Source organism: Streptomyces sp. NPDC037083 (genome assembly GCF_055606485.1).
This window is the reverse complement of record NZ_JBVJSQ010000008.1, coordinates 138,459-159,207: the sequence shown is the minus strand read 5'-3', so window position 1 is coordinate 159,207 and position 20,749 is coordinate 138,459. Positions and strand designations below refer to the sequence as shown.

Annotated in this window: 20 protein-coding genes; 14 read left to right on the top strand and 6 right to left on the bottom strand. The window is 72.4% G+C overall.

What is annotated here, in order from left to right; translation table 11 throughout:
• The first annotated feature begins 28 nt into the window (after nucleotides 1–28).
• Entirely contained in the window at nucleotides 29–1,414 is a 1,386-nt protein-coding gene (locus ACZ7DE_RS22590; protein WP_470763894.1) for an NADP-dependent succinic semialdehyde dehydrogenase, read from the top strand.
• 25 nt (nucleotides 1,415–1,439) lie between these two features.
• Entirely contained in the window at nucleotides 1,440–1,676 is a 237-nt protein-coding gene (locus ACZ7DE_RS22585) for a DUF6213 family protein (RefSeq protein ID WP_028807142.1), read from the top strand.
• A 157-nt stretch (nucleotides 1,677–1,833) separates the two neighbouring features.
• Here ACZ7DE_RS22585 and ACZ7DE_RS22580 read toward each other — a convergent pair whose 3' ends face one another.
• Entirely contained in the window at nucleotides 1,834–3,060 is a 1,227-nt protein-coding gene (locus ACZ7DE_RS22580; RefSeq protein WP_470763892.1) for an acyl-CoA dehydrogenase family protein, read from the bottom strand.
• 179 nt (nucleotides 3,061–3,239) lie between these two features.
• Between ACZ7DE_RS22580 and ACZ7DE_RS22575 the strand changes: the two genes are divergently transcribed.
• Nucleotides 3,240–3,881: a TetR/AcrR family transcriptional regulator gene (locus tag ACZ7DE_RS22575; protein ID WP_470763890.1), complete on the top strand. Its 642-nt coding sequence runs from the start codon at nucleotides 3,240–3,242 to the stop codon at nucleotides 3,879–3,881.
• A 30-nt stretch (nucleotides 3,882–3,911) separates the two neighbouring features.
• On the opposite strand, the gene def is transcribed toward ACZ7DE_RS22575, so the two are convergent.
• The gene (gene def / locus ACZ7DE_RS22570) at nucleotides 3,912–4,451 is read right to left on the bottom strand and encodes a peptide deformylase (RefSeq protein ID WP_470763889.1); all 540 of its coding nucleotides are present in this window, start codon (nucleotides 4,449–4,451) and stop codon (nucleotides 3,912–3,914) included.
• Nucleotides 4,452–4,609: 158 nt separating this feature from the next.
• Here def and ACZ7DE_RS22565 point away from each other — a divergent pair, with 158 nt between their 5' ends.
• From ACZ7DE_RS22565 to ACZ7DE_RS22545, 5 genes are all read left to right on the top strand, one after another.
• Complete coding sequence (locus ACZ7DE_RS22565; protein ID WP_470763887.1) at nucleotides 4,610–5,848, top strand: DUF1727 domain-containing protein; 1,239 nt, start codon at nucleotides 4,610–4,612, stop codon at nucleotides 5,846–5,848.
• A gap of 18 nt (nucleotides 5,849–5,866) precedes the next feature.
• Nucleotides 5,867–6,595, top strand: coding sequence for a type 1 glutamine amidotransferase (locus ACZ7DE_RS22560; RefSeq protein ID WP_319344941.1), 729 nt, complete (start codon nucleotides 5,867–5,869; stop codon nucleotides 6,593–6,595).
• Between the two features lie 190 nt (nucleotides 6,596–6,785).
• Nucleotides 6,786–7,811 (top strand): 6-phosphofructokinase, encoded by a 1,026-nt coding sequence (locus ACZ7DE_RS22555; protein ID WP_470763884.1) that lies wholly within the window; start codon nucleotides 6,786–6,788, stop codon nucleotides 7,809–7,811.
• A 106-nt stretch (nucleotides 7,812–7,917) separates the two neighbouring features.
• Complete coding sequence (locus ACZ7DE_RS22550) at nucleotides 7,918–8,868, top strand: cytochrome c oxidase assembly protein (protein ID WP_470763882.1); 951 nt, start codon at nucleotides 7,918–7,920, stop codon at nucleotides 8,866–8,868.
• A gap of 61 nt (nucleotides 8,869–8,929) precedes the next feature.
• Nucleotides 8,930–9,100 carry a hypothetical protein gene (locus tag ACZ7DE_RS22545; RefSeq protein WP_107450830.1) on the top strand — a complete coding sequence of 57 codons (171 nt, stop codon included), beginning with the start codon at nucleotides 8,930–8,932 and terminating at the stop codon, nucleotides 9,098–9,100.
• Here ACZ7DE_RS22545 and ACZ7DE_RS22540 read toward each other — a convergent pair whose 3' ends face one another.
• The 4 genes from ACZ7DE_RS22540 to ACZ7DE_RS22525 are packed head-to-tail and all read right to left on the bottom strand — an operon-like array spanning nucleotide 9,101 to nucleotide 13,180.
• Nucleotides 9,101–10,306 carry a sensor histidine kinase gene (locus ACZ7DE_RS22540; RefSeq protein WP_470763880.1) on the bottom strand — a complete coding sequence of 402 codons (1,206 nt, stop codon included), beginning with the start codon at nucleotides 10,304–10,306 and terminating at the stop codon, nucleotides 9,101–9,103.
• Nucleotides 10,303–12,033 carry a sodium/solute symporter gene (locus ACZ7DE_RS22535; RefSeq protein ID WP_470763877.1) on the bottom strand — a complete coding sequence of 577 codons (1,731 nt, stop codon included), beginning with the start codon at nucleotides 12,031–12,033 and terminating at the stop codon, nucleotides 10,303–10,305. The genes ACZ7DE_RS22540 and ACZ7DE_RS22535 overlap by 4 nt, the downstream gene beginning before the upstream one ends.
• Nucleotides 12,030–12,428, bottom strand: coding sequence for a hypothetical protein (locus ACZ7DE_RS22530; RefSeq protein ID WP_470763875.1), 399 nt, complete (start codon nucleotides 12,426–12,428; stop codon nucleotides 12,030–12,032). The genes ACZ7DE_RS22535 and ACZ7DE_RS22530 overlap by 4 nt, the downstream gene beginning before the upstream one ends.
• 2 nt (nucleotides 12,429–12,430) lie before the next feature.
• Nucleotides 12,431–13,180, bottom strand: coding sequence for a LytR/AlgR family response regulator transcription factor (locus ACZ7DE_RS22525; protein WP_470763873.1), 750 nt, complete (start codon nucleotides 13,178–13,180; stop codon nucleotides 12,431–12,433).
• 78 nt (nucleotides 13,181–13,258) lie between these two features.
• On the opposite strand from ACZ7DE_RS22525, the gene ACZ7DE_RS22520 reads away from it, so the two are divergent.
• The 6 genes from ACZ7DE_RS22520 (at nucleotide 13,259) to ACZ7DE_RS22495 (ending at nucleotide 20,707) form a co-directional block, all read left to right on the top strand.
• Nucleotides 13,259–13,744: an Lrp/AsnC family transcriptional regulator gene (locus ACZ7DE_RS22520; protein WP_470763871.1), complete on the top strand. Its 486-nt coding sequence runs from the start codon at nucleotides 13,259–13,261 to the stop codon at nucleotides 13,742–13,744.
• Between the two features lie 155 nt (nucleotides 13,745–13,899).
• On the top strand, nucleotides 13,900–14,712 hold the full coding sequence (ddaH, locus tag ACZ7DE_RS22515; protein ID WP_470763869.1) for a dimethylargininase: 813 nt from the start codon (nucleotides 13,900–13,902) through the stop codon (nucleotides 14,710–14,712).
• Nucleotides 14,709–15,938, top strand: coding sequence for an ornithine--oxo-acid transaminase (gene rocD / locus ACZ7DE_RS22510; protein ID WP_470763867.1), 1,230 nt, complete (start codon nucleotides 14,709–14,711; stop codon nucleotides 15,936–15,938). The genes ddaH and rocD overlap by 4 nt, the downstream gene beginning before the upstream one ends.
• Before the next feature lie 110 nt (nucleotides 15,939–16,048).
• Nucleotides 16,049–18,499 (top strand): SpoIIE family protein phosphatase, encoded by a 2,451-nt coding sequence (locus ACZ7DE_RS22505; protein WP_470763865.1) that lies wholly within the window; start codon nucleotides 16,049–16,051, stop codon nucleotides 18,497–18,499.
• Between the two features lie 66 nt (nucleotides 18,500–18,565).
• Nucleotides 18,566–19,822: a PP2C family protein-serine/threonine phosphatase gene (locus tag ACZ7DE_RS22500; RefSeq protein WP_470763863.1), complete on the top strand. Its 1,257-nt coding sequence runs from the start codon at nucleotides 18,566–18,568 to the stop codon at nucleotides 19,820–19,822.
• 141 nt (nucleotides 19,823–19,963) lie between these two features.
• The gene (locus ACZ7DE_RS22495; RefSeq protein WP_470763861.1) at nucleotides 19,964–20,707 is read left to right on the top strand and encodes a lysophospholipid acyltransferase family protein; all 744 of its coding nucleotides are present in this window, start codon (nucleotides 19,964–19,966) and stop codon (nucleotides 20,705–20,707) included.
• The last annotated feature ends 42 nt before the right edge of the window (nucleotides 20,708–20,749 follow it).

Here is a 20,749-nt window from a genome sequence, read left to right as displayed (position 1 = left end):
GCACAGCCAGCTCTTCAGGAGGTCGGTCATGCCCATCGCGACGGTGAACCCGGCGAACGGCGAGACGCTCAAGACATACGAGGCCATGGGCGAGGAGGAGCTGGAGCGGCGGCTCCAGCTCGCGGAGGCCACGTTCCGTACGTACCGGACGACGACGTTCGCCGAGCGCGCCCGGCTGCTCGACCGGGCCGCCGACCTGCTCGACGAGGACCAGGACGACATCGGCCGGGTCATGACCACCGAGATGGGCAAGCCGGTGAAGCAGGCGCGCGCGGAGGCCGCGAAGTGCGCCAAGGCGATGCGCTGGTACGCCGAGCACGCGCAGGAGCTGCTGGCCGACGAGGAGCCGGCCGCCGCCGACGTGAAGGACTCCGGCGCCTCGCGCGCCCTGGTCCGCTACCGGCCGCTGGGTCCGGTGCTCGCGGTGATGCCCTGGAACTTCCCGCTGTGGCAGGTGGTCCGGTTCGCCGCGCCGGCGCTGATGGCGGGCAACGTGGGCCTGCTCAAGCACGCCTCGAACGTCCCGCAGACCGCCCTCTACCTGGAGGACCTGTTCCATCGGGCGGGCTTCCCCGAGGGCTGTTTCCAGACCCTGCTCATCGGGTCGGGGGCGGTGGACGAGGTGCTGCGCGACGAGCGCGTCAAGGCCGCGACGCTGACCGGGAGCGAGCCGGCCGGGCGGGCGGTCGCCTCCACCGCCGGCGACATGGTCAAGAAGACGGTGCTGGAACTGGGCGGCAGCGACCCGTACGTGGTCATGCCGTCGGCGGACGTCGACCGAGCGGCACAGGTGGCGGTCACCGCGCGCGTGCAGAACAACGGGCAGTCGTGCATCGCCGCCAAGCGGTTCATCGTTCACACGGACGTGTACGACGCGTTCGCCGAACGGTTCGTGGCCGGGATGGCGGCGCTGCGGGTCGGCGACCCGCTGGCGGAGGAGACGGAGGTCGGCCCGCTGGCGAGCGAACAGGGGCGGTCGGACCTGGAGGAGCTGGTGGACGACGCCCGGCGCAGCGGCGCGGCGGTGCTGTGCGGGGGCGAGCGGCCGGACGGGCCGGGCTGGTACTACCCGCCGACCGTCCTCGCCGGCGTCACCCGCGAGATGCGCATCCACCGGGAGGAGGCGTTCGGGCCGGTCGCGACCCTGTACCGGGCGGCCGACCTGGACGAGGCGGTGCTCATCGCCAACGACTCCCCCTTCGGCCTGAGTTCCAACGTGTGGACGCGGGACGGGGCCGAGGTCGACCGGTTCGTCCGGGATCTGGAGGCCGGCGGGGTGTTCGTCAACGGGATGACCGCGTCCCATCCGGGCCTCCCGTTCGGCGGGGTGAAGCGGTCCGGGTACGGCCGTGAGCTGTCCGGGCACGGAATCCGGGAGTTCTGCAACATCACCACCGTTTGGCACGGTGTGTGAGTGCCGCGAGGCTACGATCCCGGGTGTGAACCGCGAAGTGACTCTGCCTCTGATCGTCGACGACCGCGGGACCTTGCAGGTGGCCGCGGCCGACGTGAGCAAGCTGCTCCGCACGCTGGGAGGGCGGTGGCTGCATCTCGTCGAGGCGGGCGCCGACGGTCTCGACGAGGACACCGTCGCCGCCCTGACCATCGAACTGGCCAAGCTGGCCGACCGCATCGACGTGGCGTGCATCGCCCACAGCAGCGGCGGTGCGCCGTAGGGCGTGACGTCGCGTCGCGGGGTGCGGGCGCGTCGTGGCCGGTCGCGCGGATCCGTGTCCCCCTGGGTGCGCTGTAGCGCCGTCCGTCGCGGGTCGCCGCAGGAAAGGGCCCTCGGAGCTTCCCTCCGAGGGCCGTGTCGCGTCGTCCCGCGGCGCGCTAGCGGATCGGCATCCCCGACAGCGTGCGGGCGATCACCAGGCGCTGGATCTCGCTCGTGCCCTCGAAGATCGTGTAGATCGCGGCGTCGCGGTGCATGCGCTCCACCGGGTACTCCCGGGTGTAGCCGTTGCCGCCGAGGATCTGGATCGCCTGGGCGGTGACCTTCTTCGCCGTCTCGCTGGCGTAGAGCTTGGACATCGAGCCCTCGGCCGCCGTGAACGGCTTCCCGCTGACCGCCATCCAGGAGGCGCGCCAGACGAGCAGGCGCGCGGCGTCGATCTGCGTGCGCATGTCCGCCAGCTGGAAGGCGACGCCCTGGTTGTCGATGATCGGACGGCCGAACTGCTCACGCGTCTTCGCGTAGTCCAGGGCCACCTCGTAGGCGGCGCGGGCGGTGCCGACGGCCATCGCGCCGACCGCCGGGCGGGACGCCTCGAAGGTCGCCATGGCCGCGTTCTTGACCCGCTCGCCGCCCGACTTCGCCCGTTCGCGGGCCCGCGCCAGCCGCTCGTCCAGCTTCTCCTTGCCGCCGAGAAGGCAGGATCCTGGGACGCGCACGTTGTCGAGGATCACCTCGGCGGTGTGCGAGGCGCGGATGCCGTGCTTCTTGAACTTCTGGCCCTGGGCCAGTCCCGGCGTGCCCGGCGGGACGATGAAGGAGGCGTGCCCCTTGGACCCCAGCTCGGTGTCCACGGCCGCGACGACCACGTGGACGTTGGCGATGCCGCCGTTGGTCGCCCAGGTCTTCGTGCCGTTGAGCACCCACTCGTCCTTGGCCTCGTCGTAGACGGCCCGGGTACGCAGGGAGGCGACGTCGGAGCCGGCGTCGGGCTCGGAGGAGCAGAAGGCGGCCACCTTGACGTCGTCCGCGTCGCCGTACATCTGCGGGATCCAGGTGCCGATCTGTTCCTCGGTTCCGTTGGCGAGAACGCCCACGGCGGCCAGTCCGGTGCCCACAATGGACAGGGCGATGCCCGCGTCGCCCCAGAACAGCTCCTCCATGGCCATCGGGATGCCGAGGCCGGTGGGGTCGAAATACTGCTGCGCATAGAAATCGAGGGAGTAGATGCCGACCTTCGCGGCCTCCTGGATGACCGGCCAGGGAGTCTCCTCACGCTCGTCCCATTCGGCGGCCGCGGGGCGGATGACGTCGGCGGCGAAGCCGTGCAGCCAGTCCCGGACCTCCTTCTGTTCGTCGTTGAGCTCCATGGTGAACTCGGCCATGTCCCCTCCAGCGGCGGAACGTGCGTGTTACTAGCGGTAACTCGAGAGTCTGTTACTGGTCGGTAGGAAAAGTCAACTCCTGATGACGGCCTGAAGCCCTGCGGCCCGTTCGATGTCAGGCTGCTGTCAGGTGTTAGTTTGCGCAGGCGTCACCGAACAAGCACGGGTGGGGAGAGCACATGGACACCACGCAGCGGACCGAGCAACAGCGGTCCGCCGACCGCCGACGGCGCGAGCTGCTGGAGGCCGCCGACCGGGTGGTGCTGCGCGACGGCCCACAGGCCTCGATGAACGCCATCGCGGCGGAGGCGGGCATCACCAAGCCGATCCTCTATCGCCACTTCGGTGACAAGGGCGGCCTCTACGCCGCCCTCGCCAAGCGGCACACCGACGCACTGCTCGACTCGCTGCGCGCCGCGCTGGACGCCCCGGCCGAACGGCGGGAGCGGGTCGAGGCGACCCTCGACACCTACCTGGCGGCCATCGAGGCCCGGCCTCAGGTGTACCGGTTCCTGATGCACCCCTCCGACGGGTCGCCCGGGGAGCAGGGGTTCGACGTCGGCAAGCACTCCGCTCCGCTGCTGCGCCGGATGGGCGAGGAACTCGCCCAGGTCATCGAGGACCGCCTGGACCTCGGGCCCGGGAGTCAGCAGCTCGCGCGGGTGTGGGGGCACGGGATCGTCGGGATGATGCACGCGGCGGGCGACTGGTGGCTGGGCGAGCGGCCCTGCTCCCGCGCGGAACTGGTGCGGAGCCTCGCGGACCTGCTGTGGGGTCGCCTCGCGGCGGCGGGGGACAAGATCGGCGGTCCCGGGTTCTGAGGCCGCGGCCCCGCCGCCCCGGGCGCGTGCTCAGCCACTCCAGGGAGCCCGGCGCACCTGGCGCATCAGCCTGCGCCCGCGCCAGCCCGTCACACGGTCCGCGTACACCCGGCCGTCCAGGTGGTCGGCCTCGTGCTGCAAGCATCTGGCAAAGAATCCGGTGCCTCGCACGGTGACCGGCTCCCCGGTCGCGGTGAAGCCCTCGACCACCGCCTCGTCGTAGCGCTCCGTCCCCGCCTCGAGGCCCGGAAGGGACAGACAGCCCTCCGGGCCCCGCAGCACGATGCCGTCCGTCGCCACCGGCCCCGGGTTCACCACATGGCCCAGGTGACGGACGTCCTCGTCGTCGGGACAGTCGTAGACGAACACCCGCAGCCCCACGCCGACCTGGTTGGCCGCCAGGCCGACCCCCCGGGCCGCGTACATCGTGGCGAACATGTCCTCCACGAGGCGGGCGAGTTCGGGACCGAAGTCCGTGACGTCCTCGCAAGGCGTGTGCAGGACGGGGTCGCCGAGCAGGGTGAGAGGCCGAACGCGCCCGTGGGCGCCCGGGATGGAGCCGTGTCGCATGGCGGCAAGGGTACGGTCCTTCGTGACACGCGCATGCCGTCCACGGGCGGGAGGCGGTCCCGGGATTCGGGAGTGCGAATGGATCTCGATAGGCTGACCACCTACCACGTTGCCGTACGGCAGAGGCGCGGCGCGTACGCAAGGAGGATCGAGAACTGATGGCAGGCAACTCGGACCCGCTCACGCCGCGGGCCAAGATCGCCGTGACCGCCGGCAAGGCGGTCGCGGCGGCGTCGCGCGCCGCGGGGCGCGGCAGCGGTTCGGTGATCGGCGGCCGGGTGGCGCTCAAACTCGACCCGGACCTCCTCGCCCGGCTCGCCCAGAACCTGGACGTCGTCCTCGTCTCGGCGACCAACGGCAAGACCACCACCACCCGGCTGATCGCCGAGGCCCTGCGCGCCGCCGGGCCGGTCGTGTCCAACGCGCTCGGCGCGAACATGCCGGCCGGCATCACCTCGGCCCTCGCGGGCGGCTCCGAGGCCCGCTACGGCGTGATCGAGGTCGACGAGAAGTACCTCGCGGGCGTGGCCCGGGACACCGCCCCCAAGTGCATCGCGCTGCTCAACCTCTCCCGCGACCAGCTGGACCGCGCGGCCGAGACCCGCATGCTCGCGGAGAACTGGCGTGAGGGGCTGGCCGGTTCCAAGGCCGTCGTCGTCGCCAACGCCGACGACCCGCTGGTCGTGTGGGCCGCCTCCTCCTCCCCCAACGTGATCTGGGTCGCCGCCGGACAGATGTGGAAGGACGACGCCTGGTCGTGCCCGTCCTGCGGCGGCGTCATGCAGCGCCCCGGGGACGACTGGTTCTGCGGCGAGTGCGGCTTCCGCCGTCCGACGCCGAGCTGGGCGCTCAGCGGCGACCACGTCCTCGACCCGCACGGCTCGGCCTGGCCCATCCACCTGCAGCTGCCGGGTCGCGCCAACAAGGCCAACGCCGCCTCCTCCGCCGCCGTGGCCGCCGTGTTCGGGGTGCCGCCCCAGGTGGCGCTGGAGCGGATGTACCAGGTGCAGGCCGTCGCCGGACGCTACGACGTCGTCCAGTTCCAGGGCCGTGACCTGCGGCTGCTGCTCGCGAAGAACCCGGCGGGCTGGCTCGAGACGTTCAGCCTGATCGACCCTCCGCCCACCCCCGTGATCCTCTCGGTGAACGCGCGCGGCGCCGACGGCACCGACACCTCCTGGCTGTGGGACGTCGACTACACGCGGCTGACCGGCCACCCGATCTTCGTCGTCGGCGACCGGAAGCTGGACCTGGCGGTGCGTCTGGAAGTCGCCAACCAGCACTTCCAGGTGTGCGAGAACCTCGACCAGGCCGTGCAGCAGGCGCCGCCGGGCCGGATCGAGGTCATCGCGAACTACACCGCGTTCCAGGACCTGCGCCGCCGCGTCGGCAACTGACCCCCGAAGGACGATTCCATGAGCGACAACCAACTGCGGCTGGTGTGGATCTACCCGGACCTGCTGAGCACCTACGGCGACCAGGGCAACGCCCTCGTCGTCGAGCGCCGGGCACGGCAGCGCGGGCTCGACGTGGCCCGGCTCGACGTGCGCAGCGACCAGCCGATCCCGACCTCCGGCGACATCTACCTCATCGGCGGTGGCGAGGACCGTCCGCAGCGGCTCGCGGCGGAGCGGCTGCGCCGGGACGCCCACCTGTACCAGGCGGTGAACAACGGGGCGATCGTGTTCGCGGTCTGCGCCGGCTACCAGATCCTGGGCCACGAGTTCGTCAACGACCTCGGCCAGCGCGAGCCCGGTCTGGGCCTGCTGGACGTGACGACGACACGCGGCGAGGGCGAGCGGTGCGTCGGCGACGTCCTCGGGGACATCGACCCGCGGCTCGGTCTGCCGCAGCTGACCGGCTTCGAGAACCACCAGGGCGTCACCCATCTCGGGCCGACCGCCCGCCCGCTGGCCCGTGTGCAGCTCGGCCGGGGCAACGGCACCGGCGACGGCACCGAGGGCGCGTACAACGACACCGTGTTCGGCACGTACATGCACGGCCCGGTGCTCGCGCGCAACCCGCTGATCGCGGACCTGCTGCTGAAGCTGGCGCTCGACGTGAACGCGCTGCCGCCGATCGACGACCGCTGGTACGAGGCGCTGCGCGGCGAGCGCATCGCCGCCGCTCAGCAGCCTGCGTGACCTGTGTGTTCACCTGATTTTCAGGGCACCGTCAGCAGCCCGTCTGACGCTGCATCCGCACAGGTGAGCAGGCACGTCCAGCAGGCGGACGCGTGCTTCGGCCCCGCCCCCTCCTGACGCTAGGGTGGCGGGGATTCGAGCCGGACAACGTGGTCCGGACCGGCCCTCGTGAAGAAGGTTGTTTCGGGCTATGCGCATTGGTGTCCTCACGTCCGGCGGCGACTGCCCCGGCCTGAACGCCGTCATCCGGTCCGTCGTGCACCGTGCCGTCGCCGACCACGGCGACGAGGTCATCGGCTTCCGGGACGGCTGGAAGGGCCTCCTGGAGTGCGACTACCTCAAGCTCGACCTCGACGCGGTGGGCGGCATCCTCGCCCGCGGCGGCACGATCCTCGGCTCCTCCCGCGTCCAGCCCTCGCATCTGCGCGACGGCGTGGAGCGGGCCCGGGGCCATGTCGAGGAGCTCGGCCTCGACGCGATCATCCCGATCGGCGGTGAGGGCACCCTCAAGGCCGCACGGCTGATGTCCGACAGCGGGCTGCCGATCGTCGGCGTGCCCAAGACCATCGACAACGACATCGCCGTCACCGACGTCACCTTCGGCTTCGACACGGCCGTCGGCGTCGCGACCGAGGCGCTGGACCGGCTGAAGACCACCGCCGAGTCGCACCAGCGGGTGCTGGTCGTCGAGGTCATGGGGCGGCACACCGGCTGGATAGCGCTGCACTCCGGCATGGCGGCGGGCGCCCACGCCATCGTCGTGCCGGAGCGGCCGTTCGACATCGAGGAGCTGGCCCGGCGGGTCGGCGAGCGGTTCGAGGCGGGCAAGCGGTTCGCGATCGTCGTCGCCGCGGAAGGCGCCAAGCCCGCGCCCGGCGGCATGGCCTTCGACGAGGGCGGCAAGGACATCTACGGGCACGAGCGGTTCGCCGGGATCGCCCGCCAGCTGTCCATCGAGCTGGAGTCCCGGCTCGGCAAGGAGGCCCGGCCGGTCATCCTGGGGCATGTGCAGCGCGGCGGCACGCCGACCGCCTACGACCGTGTGCTGGCCACCCGGTTCGGCTGGCACGCGGTGGAGGCCGTGCACCGGGGCGAGTTCGGCCGGATGACGGCCCTGCGCGGCACGGACATCGTGATGGTGCCGCTCGCGGAGGCCGTGGAGACGCTGAAGACGGTTCCCGCGGAGCGGTACGCGGAAGCGGAGACCGTGCTGTAGGAGAGCCACGACTCCAGCCGCCCCCGGTGACAGAGATCGCCGGGGGCGGTTCTACTCTTGGGGCGGCAAGAACCGTACAACCCCCCACGAATCAGGAGCCGGCGCAATGGATCACAGCGGGCACGGCATGACGATGGATCTGCCGCCGTTCACGCTGGGACGGGGTCTTCAGTGGTCGGCGGACCCGTTCTTCCTCGTCGGCTGTCTGGTGGCGCTCGGCCTGTACGGGTGGGGCGTCCTGCGGCTGCGGCGGCGCGGGGACGCGTGGTCGGCCGGGCGGACGGTGTCGTTCGCCGTCGGCGTGCTGACCGTCATGCTGGTGATGTGCACCGGGCTGAACGACTACGGGATGGTCATGTTCAGCGTGCACATGGTGCAGCACATGGTGATCAGCATGCTGTCGCCGATCCTGATCCTGCTCGGCGCCCCCATGACGCTGGCGCTGCGCGCGCTGCCGGCCGCCGGCCGGGGCCGCAAGGGGCCGCGCGAGCTGCTGCTGATGCTTCTGCACAGCCGTTACATGCGGATCGTCACCCATCCCGCGTTCACGATCCCGCTGTTCATCGCGAGTCTGTACGCGCTGTACTTCACGCCCCTGTTCGACTTCCTCATGGGGTCGAAGGCGGGGCACCTGGCGATGATGGTGCACTTCCTCGCCGTCGGCGTGGTGTTCTTCTGGCCGATCATCGGCGTGGATCCGGGTCCGAACCGGCCGGGGTACCTGATGCGGATGCTGGAGCTGTTCGCGGGCATGCCCTTCCACGCGTTCTTCGGCATCGCGCTGATGATGGCGTCGCAGCCGATGGTCGGGACGTTCGAGAACCCGCCCGCCTCGCTCGGCATCGACGCGCTGTCCGACCAGAACGCGGCCGGCGGCATCGCCTGGGCGTTCAGCGAGATCCCGTCCGTGCTGGTGCTCATCGCGCTGCTGTTCCAGTGGTACGGCTCCGAGCAGCGGCAGGCCAGGCGCAAGGACCGGGCCGCGGACCGGGACGGGGACCAGGAGCTGGAGGCGTACAACGCCTATCTTGCGTCGCTCGACGCACGCGGGCACTGAACCCGGGGCACCATGGAGGGGGACGCGCCCTGCGGAGGGCGGCCCTGAGGAGGGTGTCGCGATGGCCGGTACCACGGACAGTTCCACGAAGACCATGGGGGTGCTCACCGTCGGCGGGCTCGTCATGGTGACCGCCTACACGGTGGCGCTCGGCAGCAACGGCTGGCTGTGGTTCGGCTGGGTCGTGCTCGGGCTGATCACGCTCGCCCTGGTCGTGATGCGGACCGGCTGATCAGCCCGGGCCGAGGGGGCCCGCGGAGTGCACGCCCGGCTGGTACTTCGGCAGCCGGGCGGTGATCTTCATGCCCGCTCCGAGGGCGGTTTCGATGACGAGGCCGTAGTCGTCGCCGTAGACCTGGCGCAGCCGGTCGTCGACGTTGGACAGGCCGATGCCGCCGGACGGGCTGACCTCGCCGGCCAGGATGCGGCGCAGGACGACCGGGTCCATGCCCGCGCCGTCGTCCTCGATGACGACCAGGGCCTCGGCGCCGGAGTCCTGCGCGGTGATCCGGATACGGCATGTGTCGGCCTTGCCCTCCAGTCCGTGCTTGACGGCGTTCTCCACGAGCGGCTGCAGGCAGAGGAAGGGCAGCGCCACCGGCAGGACCTCGGGGGCTATCTGGAGGGTGACGGCGAGGCGGTCGCCGAAGCGGGCCCGGACCAGGGCCAGGTAGTGGTCGATGGCGTGCAGTTCGTCGGCCAGGGTGGTGAAGTCGCCGTGCCTGCGGAACGAGTAGCGGGTGAAGTCGGCGAACTCCAGGAGCAGTTCCCGGGCGCGTTCGGGGTCGGTGCGCACGAACGAGGCGATCACGGCGAGCGAGTTGAAGACGAAGTGCGGGGAGATCTGGGCGCGCAGCGCCTTGATCTCCGCCTCGATGAGTCTCGTGCGGGACTGGTCGAGGTCGGCCAGCTCCAGCTGGACGCTGACCCAGCGGGCCACCTCCCCCGCCGCCCGGACCAGGACCGCCGACTCGCGGGGCGCGCACGCCACCAGGGCGCCGTGCACCCGGTCGTCGACGGTGAGGGGGGCGACCACGGCCCAGCGGACGGGACAGTCGGCCTGCTCGCAGGTGAGGCGGAAGGCCTCCCCCCGGCCGCTCTCCAGGGGGCCGGCCAGTCGCTCCATGATCTCGGTGCGGTGATGCGACCCCACTCCGTCCCAGGCCAGCACCTCCTTCTGGTCGGTCAGGCACAGGGCGTCCGTGCCGAGCAGGGTGCGCAGTCTGCGGGCCGACCGGCGGGCCGTCTCCTCCGTGAGGCCCGCCCTGAGCGGGGGTGCGGCGAGGGAGGCGGTGTGCAGGGTCTGGAAGGTGGCGTGCTCGACGGGGGTGCCCAGGCCGCCCAGGCTCCGCGGGCGGGCGGTGCGCCGGCCCAGCCAGAAACCCGCCGCGAGGAACGGGAGGATCGCGATGCAGACGCCCGCGAGGAAGCCGCTCATGCCCGGGCCTCCGCCGCCCGCAGCTCCTCCGTGCGCAACTCCTCCGGCAGGTGGAAGCGGGCCAGGATCGCCGCCGTGCCGGCCGGGACACGGCCCGGGGTGGCCAGGGACACCAGGATCATGGTGAGGAAGCCCAGCGGCACGGACCACAGCGCGGGCCAGGCGAGCAGGGCGTGCAGCGCGCCCGCGCCGGGCAGGCCCGCCATGGTCGCGGCGACCGCGACGAACGCCGACCCGCCGCCCACCAGCATCCCGGCGGCCGCGCCGGGCGGGGTCAGCCGGCGCCACCAGATGCCCAGCACCAGCAGCGGGCAGAAGGAGGACGCCGACACCGCGAAGGCAAGCCCGACCGCGTCGGCCACCGGCAGCCCGCCCACCAGGAGACTCGCGGCGAGGGGCGCGGCCATGGCCAGCCCGGTGCCGAGACGGAAGTGCCGTACGCCCCGGTTGGGCAGGACGTCCTGGGTGAGCACGCCGGCCACGGCCATCGTCAGACCGGACGCCGTGGACAGGAACGCGGCGAAGGCGCCCCCGGCGACCAGCGCGCCCAGCAGGTCGCCGCCGAGGCCGCCGATCATCCGGTCGGGCAGCAGCAGGACGGCGGCGTCCGCGTCGCCGCCCAGGGCGAGTTCGGGGGTGTAGAGACGGCCGAGGGCGCCGTAGACGGGCGGCAGGAGGTAGAAGGCGCCAATCAGCGCGAGGACGGCGACCGTGGTGCGGCGGGCGGCGACCCCGTGCGGGCTGGTGTAGAAGCGCACGACCACGTGCGGCAGGCCCATGGTGCCCAGGAACGTGGCGAGGATCAGCCCGTACGTCGCGTACAGGGGGCGTTCCTCGCGGCCGGCGGCGAGGGAGGTCGACATGCCGCCGTGGCCGCCGTGCTCGGCGGTGGGGACCTCGGCGCCCTCGGCGAAGGTGAGACGGGTGCCCCGTTCGATGTGGTGGGTGCCGGCGGTGAGGTGCACGACGGCGTCCTGGTGCGGGCGGCCGTCGACCGTGCCGTCCACCGTCACGGTCAGCGGCCCGTCCAGTCTGAGGTCCACGGTGTCGTCGACCCGGACGACCCGCTGGTCGCGGAAGGCGGGTGGTTCCCCGAAGGCGTCGCGGGGGGCTCCGTCGCCCTGCCAGGCGAGGATCAGGAACAGGGCGGGGACGAGGAGCGCGGTGAGCTTGAGCCAGTACTGGAAGGCCTGCACGAAGGTGATGCTGCGCATGCCGCCCGCGGCGACGGTCGCGGTGACGACCACGGCGACGATCAGTCCGCCGAGCGAGCCGGGGGCGCCGGTCAGCACGGTCAACGTCAGTCCCGCGCCCTGGAGTTGGGGGATGAGGTAGAGCCAGCCCACACCGACCACGAAAGCGCCCGCGAGCCGCCTGACCGCCTGGGAGGCGAGGCGGGCCTCGGCGAAGTCGGGGAGGGTGTAGGCGCCGGAGCGGCGCAGCGGGGCGGCGACGAACAGGAGCAGGACCAGATAGCCGGCGGTGTAGCCGACCGGGTACCAGAGCATGTCCGGACCCTGGACCAGGACGAGGCCGGCGATGCCGAGGAAGGAGGCGGCGGAGAGGTACTCGCCGCTGATGGCGGCCGCGTTGAGGCGGGGGCCGACGGTGCGGGAGGCGACGTAGAAGTCGGAGGTGGTCCGGGAGATGCGCAGGCCGAAGGCGCCGACGAGCACGGTCGCGACGACGACCAGGGCGACGGCCGGGACGGCGAACGTCGGGTTCACCGGTCCTCGACCAGCCGCACGAAGTCCCGCTCGTTGCGTTCGGCGCGGCGCACGTACCAGCGGGCGAGCAGGACGAGCGGGGCGTAGAGGCAGAAGCCGAGGACCGCCCATTCCAGCCGGTGGGCGTCGGGGATCGCCGCGAACAGCAGGGGCAGCGGGCCGACCAGGAGCGAGAGGACGGCGAACACCGTGAGAGCGGCGCGCAGTTGGGAGCGCATCAGGGAGCGGACGTAGGTGTGGCCGAGGGTGGTCTGCTCGTCGATCTCGGTGCGCGGCCGGTAGTAGCCGGAGGCGTGGGGGTACCGCCCCCGTGAGCGAAGCCTGGCGTGGGGCGGGGTGCGGCGGGCGGGCCCGGTGACGACGACGCGCCGCTCCACGGGGTCCTGGTTCGGCACGGTCAGGCCCTCCTCATCAGCAGGTCCCGCAGTTCACGGGCGTGGCGACGGCTGACCTGCAACTCCTCGCCGCCCACCAGAACGCTCACCGTGCCCGCGTCCAGGCGCAGTTCGCCGATGTGGCGCAGGGCGACGAGGTGGCGGCGGTGGATGCGGACGAAGCCGCGGGCGCGCCAGCGCTCCTCCAGGGTGGACAGCGGGATGCGCACGAGGTGGCTGCCGCGGTCGGTGTGCAGGCGGGCGTAGTCTCCCTGGGCCTCGACGTGGGTGATGTCGTCGACGGCCACGAACCGTGTCACGCCGCCGAGTTCGACGGGTATGTGGTCGGGGTCGGGCTCGTGCACGGGGATGTGCGGGGCGGCGCCGCGCAGTTCGGCGGCACGGCGCACGGCCTCGGCGAGGCGCTCCTTGCGGACGGGCTTGAGGACGTAGTCGACGGCCTTGAGATCGAAGGCCTGGACGGCGAAGTCCTCGTGGGCGGTGACGAAGACGACCAGGGGCGGCCGCGCGAAGCCGGTGAGGAGGCGGGCGAGGTCGAGGCCGTCGAGGCCGGGCATCTGGATGTCGAGGAACACGACGTCGATGGCCTCGGGACCCTGCGGTCCGGACTCCAGGGCGCGGTTGATGCGGCGCAGCGCCTCGGTCGCGTCGCCGGCGCCCTCCACGCTGCCGATGCGGGGATCCGCCGTGAGCAGGTAGAGCAGCTCTTCCAGCGAGGGGCGTTCGTCGTCGACGGCGAGGGCGCGCAGCATGAAGGTGGAGTGTAGGGGCGATCCGCGCGGCTGGACATGTACCGGGGTGTGGACGTTCGTGCTGGATACAGTGCCCGCATGAACAGCGCGCCCGCCTCGTTCGACGAGCTCGACCGGAAGATCATCACGGCTCTGATGGCGAACGCCAGGACGAGCTTCGCCGAGATCGGCACGGCCGTCGGACTGTCCTCGACGGCCGTCAAGCGCCGGGTGGACCGGCTGCGGGAGACCGGAGTGATCACGGGGTTCACGGCCACCGTGGAACCGTCGGCGCTGGGCTGGCGGACGGAGGCGTACGTGGAGGTGTACTGCGAGGGCGCCGCTCCGCCCCGGCGTCTCGCGGAGGTGGTGCGCAACCATCCGGAGATCACCGCGGCGATGACGGTGACGGGCGGGGCGGACGCGCTGCTGCATGTGCGGGCGCGGGACGTGGAGCACTTCGAGAACGTGCTGGAACGGATCCGGGCCGAGCCGTTCATCCGGAAGACGATCAGCGTGATGGTGCTGTCGCACCTGCTGCCGGAGAGCCCCGAGGCGGGTGCGACGCAGCCTGCCCCCGAATAGGCCGGCGAACACGCACCGAACCTGCGTGGACCAGGCGAATCACGCACGGTTCCTGCGCGAACACGCAACGCTCATTTCTTGTGGCGCGCCCCCGTCAGTTCCTACCGTGGTGTCAACCCTCAGTCGACACCGCAGGAAAACGGAGGAACCCCTCTGTGTCCGATAGCCGTGTGCGGCGCCCTCGGCGCTTCCTCGTCTGTGAACCCAGACATTTCGCCGTGCAGTACGCCATCAACCCCTGGATGCATCCCGACACCCCCGTCGACGTCGACCTCGCCCAGGAGCAGTGGCAGACGCTGATCCGCGCCTACCGCGCCCACGGCCACACCGTGGACACCGTGGAGCCCGCCCCCGGGCTGCCGGACATGGTGTTCGCCGCCAACTCGGCGGTCGTGGTGGCGGGCCGGGTCTTCGGCTCCCTCTTCCACGCGCCCGAACGGCGGCCCGAGTCCGTCCACTACGACACCTGGTTCAAGGCGGCGGGCTACGACGTCCACCGGCCCGAGTCCGTCTGCGAGGGCGAGGGCGACCTGGTGTGGACGGGCCGCTACGTGCTGGCCGGCACCGGATTCCGCACGACCCGTGAGGCGCACCGGGAGGTGCAGGAGTTCTTCGGCCACCCGGTGATCAGCCTGACGCTAGTGGACCCGCACTTCTACCACCTGGACACGGCGCTGTTCGTCCTGGACGACGACAACGTCGCCTACTACCCGGAGGCCTTCTCACCGGGCAGCCGCGAGGTGCTCGCCCGGCTGTACCCGGACGCGGTGCTCGCCACCCGCGACGACGCCATGGCCTTCGGTCTGAACTCGGTCTCCGACGGCCGTCACGTCTTCATCGCGCCCCGGGCCGAGGCCCTCGCCGCCCGGCTGGACGAGCGCGGCTATGTCCCCGTCCCCGTCGACCTCTCGGAGTTCCAGAAGGCCGGCGGCGGCATCAAGTGCTGCACCCAGGAGATCCGTTCATGACCGCTCCCGCAGTCCCCACGCGTTCCTCCGCCGACCTGATCAGCGCCGAGGAACCCGTGCTCGCGCACAACTACCATCCGCTGCCCGTGGTCGTCGCGCGTGCCGAGGGCACCTGGGTGGAGGACGTCGAGGGCCGCCGCTACCTCGACATGCTGGCCGGGTACTCGGCCCTCAACTTCGGCCACCGCCATCCCCTGCTGATCGAGGCGGCGCACCGCCAGCTGGACCGCCTCACGCTCACCTCCCGCGCCTTCCACAACGACCGCCTCGCCGAGTTCGCCGAGCGGCTCGCGGGGCTGACCGGCCTGGACATGGTCCTGCCGATGAACACGGGCGCGGAGGCGGTCGAGAGCGCCGTCAAGGTGGTCCGCAAGTGGGCGTACGAGGTGAAGGGCGTACCCGCCGACCGGGCGACGATCGTGGTCGCCGCGGAGAACTTCCACGGCCGCACCACGACCATCGTGAGCTTCTCGACGGACGAGACGGCCCGGGCCGGCTTCGGGCCGTTCACGCCGGGCTTCCGGGTGGTGCCGTACAACGACCTGGCCGCGCTGGAGGCGGCGGTCGACGAGACGACGGCGGCGGTGCTGATCGAGCCCATCCAGGGCGAGGCCGGCGTGATCATTCCCGACGACGGCTACCTCGCCGGGGTGCGGGAGCTGACCAGGCGGGCGAACTGCCTCTTCGTCGCGGACGAGATCCAGTCCGGCCTCGGCCGCACCGGGCGGACGCTGGCGGTGGAGCACGACGGGGTCGTGCCCGACGTGCTGCTGCTCGGCAAGGCGCTGGGCGGCGGCATCGTGCCGGTGTCGGCGGTGGTGGCCCGGCGGGAGGTGCTGTCGGTGCTGCGCCCCGGCGAGCACGGCTCGACCTTCGGCGGCAACCCGCTGGCCGCCGCGGTCGGCACGGCTGTGGTGGAGCTGCTGGAGACGGGTGAGTTCCAGCGCCGGGCCGCCGAGCTGGGCGTGGCCTTGCGGGACGGACTGAGCGGGCTGGTCGGCAAGGGCGTCGTCGGATTCCGCTCGCGCGGGCTGTGGGCGGGCGTCGACGTCGACCCGGCGCTCGGCACGGGCCGCGAGGTGAGCGAGCGCCTCATGCGGGAGGGCGTGCTGGTCAAGGACACCCATGGCTCGACCATCCGGCTGGCGCCGCCGCTGACGATCACCGGCGAGGAACTGGCCTCGGCCCTGGCCTCACTGGAGAAGGTGCTGGCGCAGGGGGTCTGAAGGGCCGTGCGGAGCGCGGGGCGCCCGGGTGGCCCGGCCGCTGCCGTACGGGCAGGGTGAGGATTGAGGCAGGAGGTGGTAGACCACTCTCAGCGACAGAGAGGTCGACCGTGGGCACACACGACGAGGACGACGTTGCCCGTCGGCGGTTCGACGTGGCGGACACCGCTCCCCTGCTCCTGGACGCGCGGGGAGTGGTGACGAGCTGGACCGGCGACGCCGAGCGCCTGCTGGGCTACCGGGCCGCCGAGGCGGTGGGCAGGGACATGGCCGGGCTGCTCGCCGCCGGGGACGCCGCCCGGCTCCCGGAGGTCCTGCGGCGCTGCCGTCAGGAGGGCGGGTGGGCCGGGCTGCTGTCGGCCCGTCGCAAGGACGGCGGGCCGGTCCCGGTGATGGCCCGGATCACCTCGGCCGACGAGCCCGGCGGCCGGGCGCGCTGGCTGGTCATGCTGAACGAGATGGGCGACGCGCCCGGCTGGAACATGAGCCGCTCGGTCCTGGAGCGGATGGTCGGCGGCGCCCCGATCGGCATAGCGATCGTGGACACGGACCTGCGTTACGTGTGGTCCAACGCGGCCCTGGCCAGGTTCGGCGGCGGCCCGCCCGAGAGCCGGCTGGGGCTGCGGATGGCCGACGTCCAGCCCGGGTTCGACTCCGAGGCGGTCGAGGCGCAGATGCGGCGGGTGCTGGAGAGCGGGGAGCCCGTCGTCGGATACGAACATCTGGGGCATGTACGGGCCACGCCCCACCGGGAGACGGCGCACATGCTGTCCTTCACGCGGCTGGACGACGACCGCGGCCGTCCGATGGGCGTCTACTACACGGTCGTCGACATCACCGACCGCCACCGCGCCCGGCAGCGGCTCGCCCTGCTCGACCGCGCCGGCCGGCGTATCGGCAGCGGCCTGGACATCGCCGGGACGGCGCAGGAGCTGGCCGACGTGGCCGTGCCGGAGTTCGCCGACGCCGTCACCGTCGACCTGCTGGAGACGGTGCTGCGGGGCGCCGAGCCCGCCGCGGGGCCGTCGGCGGAGGGCGTGGGCTCCGTCGTCCTGCGCCGGGCGGGCCGGCGGTCCGCCGACCGTCCCAGGAGCGAGGGCGCGGGCGGGGAGGAACCGCCCGTGGTCGTCCACCGGAGCGAGTCGCCTCCGGTGCGCTGTCTGGTCACCGGGCGGCCCTGGCGGGCCGAGCGGCTGGAGCGCGACGCCGGGGACTGGCTCGGGCCCCTGTCCGCGGCGTCCGGGCGGCCCAGTGTCCTGATCGTGCCGGTCCGGGCGCGCGGCACGACCCTGGGCGTCACCACGTTCCTGCGGGGCGACCGGCACGAGCCCTTCGACCGGGACGACCTGGCCCTGGCCGAGGACCTCGTGTCGCGGGCCGCCGTCTGCCTCGACAACGCCCGCCGCTACACCCGGGAGCGCGACGCGGCCCTCGTACTCCAGCGCAACCTGCTCCCGCGCCGGCTGCCCGAGCAGGACGCGGTCGAGGTGGCCGCCTGCTACCGGCCGGCCGACGAGCTGACCGGCCTCGGCGGGGACTGGTACGACCTGATCCCGCTGTCCGGCGCCCGGGTGGCCCTGGTCGTCGGCGAGGTGCCCGGGCACGGCATCGACGCCGCCGCGGCCATGGGGCGGGTGCGGACCGCGGTGCGCACCCTGGCGGCCCTGGACCTGCCGCCCGCGGAGATCCTCGCGCACCTCGACGACCAGGTGGCCCGCATGGACCACGAGGAGAGCCCGGCGGCCGGTGCACCGCCGCGGGCCGAGGGCACGCCCGCCGTCGGCTCGGCGTGCGTGTACGCCGTCTACGACCCCGTCGACGGGCGGTGCGTGATGGCATCGGCGGGGCATCCCGCCCCGGCGGTCGTGCTGCCCGACGGCGCCGTCACCTTCGTCGATCTGCCCCAGGGGCCGCCGCTCGGCGCGGGCGGGCGGCCGTTCGAGTCGGCCGAGGTGGTCCTGCCGGAGGGCAGCACGCTGGCGCTGCACACGGACGGGCTGCTGGCCCGCGGCGAGCGGTGGGCGCTGGACAGCGACCGGGAGCGGCTGCGGCAGGCCCTGGCGCAGCCGGCGGCGAGCACCCTCGACCTGCGCTGCCGCGCCGTGATCGACTCCCTCGTCCCGGTGCACCCCTTCGACGACGTGGCCCTGTTGATGGCCCGCACCCACCGCCTGAGCGCGGACCGGGTGGCCGACTGGGAGCTGCCGGTCGACCCGGCGGCGGTCGCCGAGGCCCGCAAGACCGCGGGGCGCCGGCTGGCGGAGTGGGGGCTCACGGAGCTGTCGTTCACCACCGAGCTGGTCGTCAGCGAGCTGGTCACCAACGCCATCCGGTACGCCGCCGGGCCGATCCGGCTGCGGCTGATCCGCGAGCGCACCCTGATCTGCGAGGTCTTCGACGGCGGCGCCACCGCCCCCCACCTGCGCCATCCGCGGGCCACCGACGAGGGCGGCCGCGGGCTGCTGCTGGTGTCCCAGGTGACCCAGCGGTGGGGCACCCGTTTCCTGCCGGAGGGCAAGGTCATCTGGGCCGAGCAGCCGCTCACGGGCCCGGACGTGTGAGCGACGGGCCCCATACGTCACTTCACATGAGAAAATTACGCAAAACCGGCGGATGGGGCGCGAGCCATGAACGACACGGCGATCGACTACGCGGCGGTGTTCCAGGCGCTGCCCGGCATGGTGGCGCTGCTGACGCCGGAGCTGGTGTACGCGGACGCCAACGCGGACTTCCTGCGCGTGACGGGCCGCACCCGCGAACAGCTGGTCGGCCGGCATGTCTTCGAGGTCTTCCCCGACAACCCCCACGACGGGTCCGCCAGCGGCATGCGCAACCTGGAGGCCTCGCTGCTGCGGGTGCTGGCCACCGGTGAGCGGGACGCCATGGCACTGCAGCGCTACGACGTGGAGTCGGTCGAGCGCCCCGGCGAATGGGACGAACGCTACTGGAGCCCGGTCAACGCGCCGGTCCACGGTCCCGACGGGTCGGTCGTGCTGCTGGTGCACCGCGTCGAGGAGGTCACCGAGCTGATCCGGGCGCGCGGCGGACGCTCGGCGGGCCACGAGGGCAGCGTGGAGGCCGGCAGCCGGAGCCGGGTCCTGGAGGCCGAGCTGTACACCCGAGCCCGTGAGCTGCAGGAGCTCAACGAACGGCTGCGCCTGGCACACGCCCGGGAACGCGAGGTGGCGCTCGCCCTGCAGGAGGCGATGCTGCCGCCGCGTCGCCAGGTGGGACATCGCCAGGCGGCCGTGCGCTACCGGCCGGCGGTCGGCGCGCTCAACGTGTGCGGTGACTGGTACGACCTGGTGGACCTGGTCGGCGGCAACCGCATCGGCGTGTCGGTCGGCGACGTCGTCGGGCACGGCCTGGAGGCCGCAGGGGTGATGGGCCAGCTGCGCAGCGCGCTCAGCGCGGCCTCCAGGGTGGCGGAGGGCCCGGCGGAGGCCCTGAACGTGCTCGGGCGGTACGCGCACGTCGTGGACGGCGCCGAATCGGCCACCGCCGTCACCACGTTCATCGACTGCGACCACCACACCATCACGTACAGCAGTGCCGGGCACCCTCCGCCGGTGCTCGTGCACGCCGACGGGCGGGTGGAGTTCCTCGACCGGGCCACCGACCCTCCGCTCGACGCCCGCCCCGACCCGGTGCGCCGGCCCCAGGCGTGCACCACCTACGACGACGGCGCCACCCTCGCGCTGTACACGGACGGACTGGTGGAGCGGCGGCGGGAGGACATCGACATGGGCGTGAACCGTCTCGCCGACGCCCTGTACCGGCACCGCGCCGCCGACCCCGAGACCCTCGCCGACGCGGTCCTGTGGGAGCTCCTGCCGGCCGGCGGCGCGACCGACGACACCGCCCTGGTCGTGGTACGGCTGTGACGCAGGGAGCCCGCCCGGGGGCCGGATCTGCACGGTTTCGGCCGTCGCCGCCTGCCCCTACACTGACACCCCACGCCATGCCGGTTGACCTGCTGGAACACGGCGGCGAGCCGATCCGCCGGACACGAGGAGCGACTCTCTTTGTTCTACTACCTCCTGAAGTACGTGGTGTTGGGGCCGCTGCTGAGACTGCTCTTCCGGCCCCGAATAGAGGGTCTGGAGCATGTGCCGGACTCGGGAGCGGCCATCATCGCGGGCAACCACCTGTCGTTCTCGGACCACTTCCTGATGCCCGCGATCCTCAGGCGCCGCATCACCTTCCTCGCGAAGGCCGAGTACTTCACGGGGCCCGGCCTCAAGGGCCGTCTGACGGCGGCCTTCTTCCGCAGCGCCGGCCAGATCCCGGTCGACCGGTCCGGCAAGGAGGCCGGTCAGGCGGCGATCCGCGAGGGCCTGGGCGTGCTCGCCAAGGACGAGTTGCTCGGCATCTACCCGGAGGGCACCCGCTCGCACGACGGCCGCCTCTACAAGGGGAAGGTCGGCGTCGCGGTGATGGCCCTGAAGGCCCGGGTCCCCGTCATTCCCTGCGCGATGATCGGGACGTTCGAGGCACAGCCGCCCGGCAAGGTGATCCCGACCCTGCACCCCGTGGTGATCCGCTTCGGCGAGCCGCTCGACTTCTCCCGCTATCTGGGGATGGAGAACGAGAAGGCGGTGCTGCGGGCGATCACCGACGAGATCATGTACGCGATCCTGACGTTGTCGGAGCAGGAGTACGTGGACCAGTACGCGGCCGTCGCCAAGGCGGAGGAGGCCGCGGCGAAGGCGGAGAAGGCCGCGGCCGCGCAGAAGAAGCGCAGGTTTCCGCAGCTTCCGCTGAGTTGACGGCGACCGCGCGCTGACGCCACGTCAAGAAAGCCCGAGGGG

Coding starts and splice junctions, on each gene's coding strand:
- ACZ7DE_RS22575 (WP_470763890.1), top strand. CDS start 3,240: ATGGACACCACGCAGCGGACCGAGCAACAGCGGTCCGCCGACCGCCGA.
- ACZ7DE_RS22580 (WP_470763892.1), bottom strand. CDS start 3,060: ATGGCCGAGTTCACCATGGAGCTCAACGACGAACAGAAGGAGGTCCGG.
- ACZ7DE_RS22525 (WP_470763873.1), bottom strand. CDS start 13,180: ATGCTGCGCGCCCTCGCCGTCGACGACGAACGCCCCTCGCTGGAAGAG.
- ACZ7DE_RS22520 (WP_470763871.1), top strand. CDS start 13,259: ATGAACAGCGCGCCCGCCTCGTTCGACGAGCTCGACCGGAAGATCATC.
- ACZ7DE_RS22560 (WP_319344941.1), top strand. CDS start 5,867: ATGAGCGACAACCAACTGCGGCTGGTGTGGATCTACCCGGACCTGCTG.
- ACZ7DE_RS22500 (WP_470763863.1), top strand. CDS start 18,566: ATGAACGACACGGCGATCGACTACGCGGCGGTGTTCCAGGCGCTGCCC.
- ACZ7DE_RS22545 (WP_107450830.1), top strand. CDS start 8,930: ATGGCCGGTACCACGGACAGTTCCACGAAGACCATGGGGGTGCTCACC.
- ACZ7DE_RS22565 (WP_470763887.1), top strand. CDS start 4,610: ATGGCAGGCAACTCGGACCCGCTCACGCCGCGGGCCAAGATCGCCGTG.
- def (WP_470763889.1), bottom strand. CDS start 4,451: ATGCGACACGGCTCCATCCCGGGCGCCCACGGGCGCGTTCGGCCTCTC.
- ACZ7DE_RS22540 (WP_470763880.1), bottom strand. CDS start 10,306: ATGAGCGGCTTCCTCGCGGGCGTCTGCATCGCGATCCTCCCGTTCCTC.
- rocD (WP_470763867.1), top strand. CDS start 14,709: ATGACCGCTCCCGCAGTCCCCACGCGTTCCTCCGCCGACCTGATCAGC.
- ACZ7DE_RS22550 (WP_470763882.1), top strand. CDS start 7,918: ATGGATCACAGCGGGCACGGCATGACGATGGATCTGCCGCCGTTCACG.
- ACZ7DE_RS22555 (WP_470763884.1), top strand. CDS start 6,786: ATGCGCATTGGTGTCCTCACGTCCGGCGGCGACTGCCCCGGCCTGAAC.
- ACZ7DE_RS22590 (WP_470763894.1), top strand. CDS start 29: ATGCCCATCGCGACGGTGAACCCGGCGAACGGCGAGACGCTCAAGACA.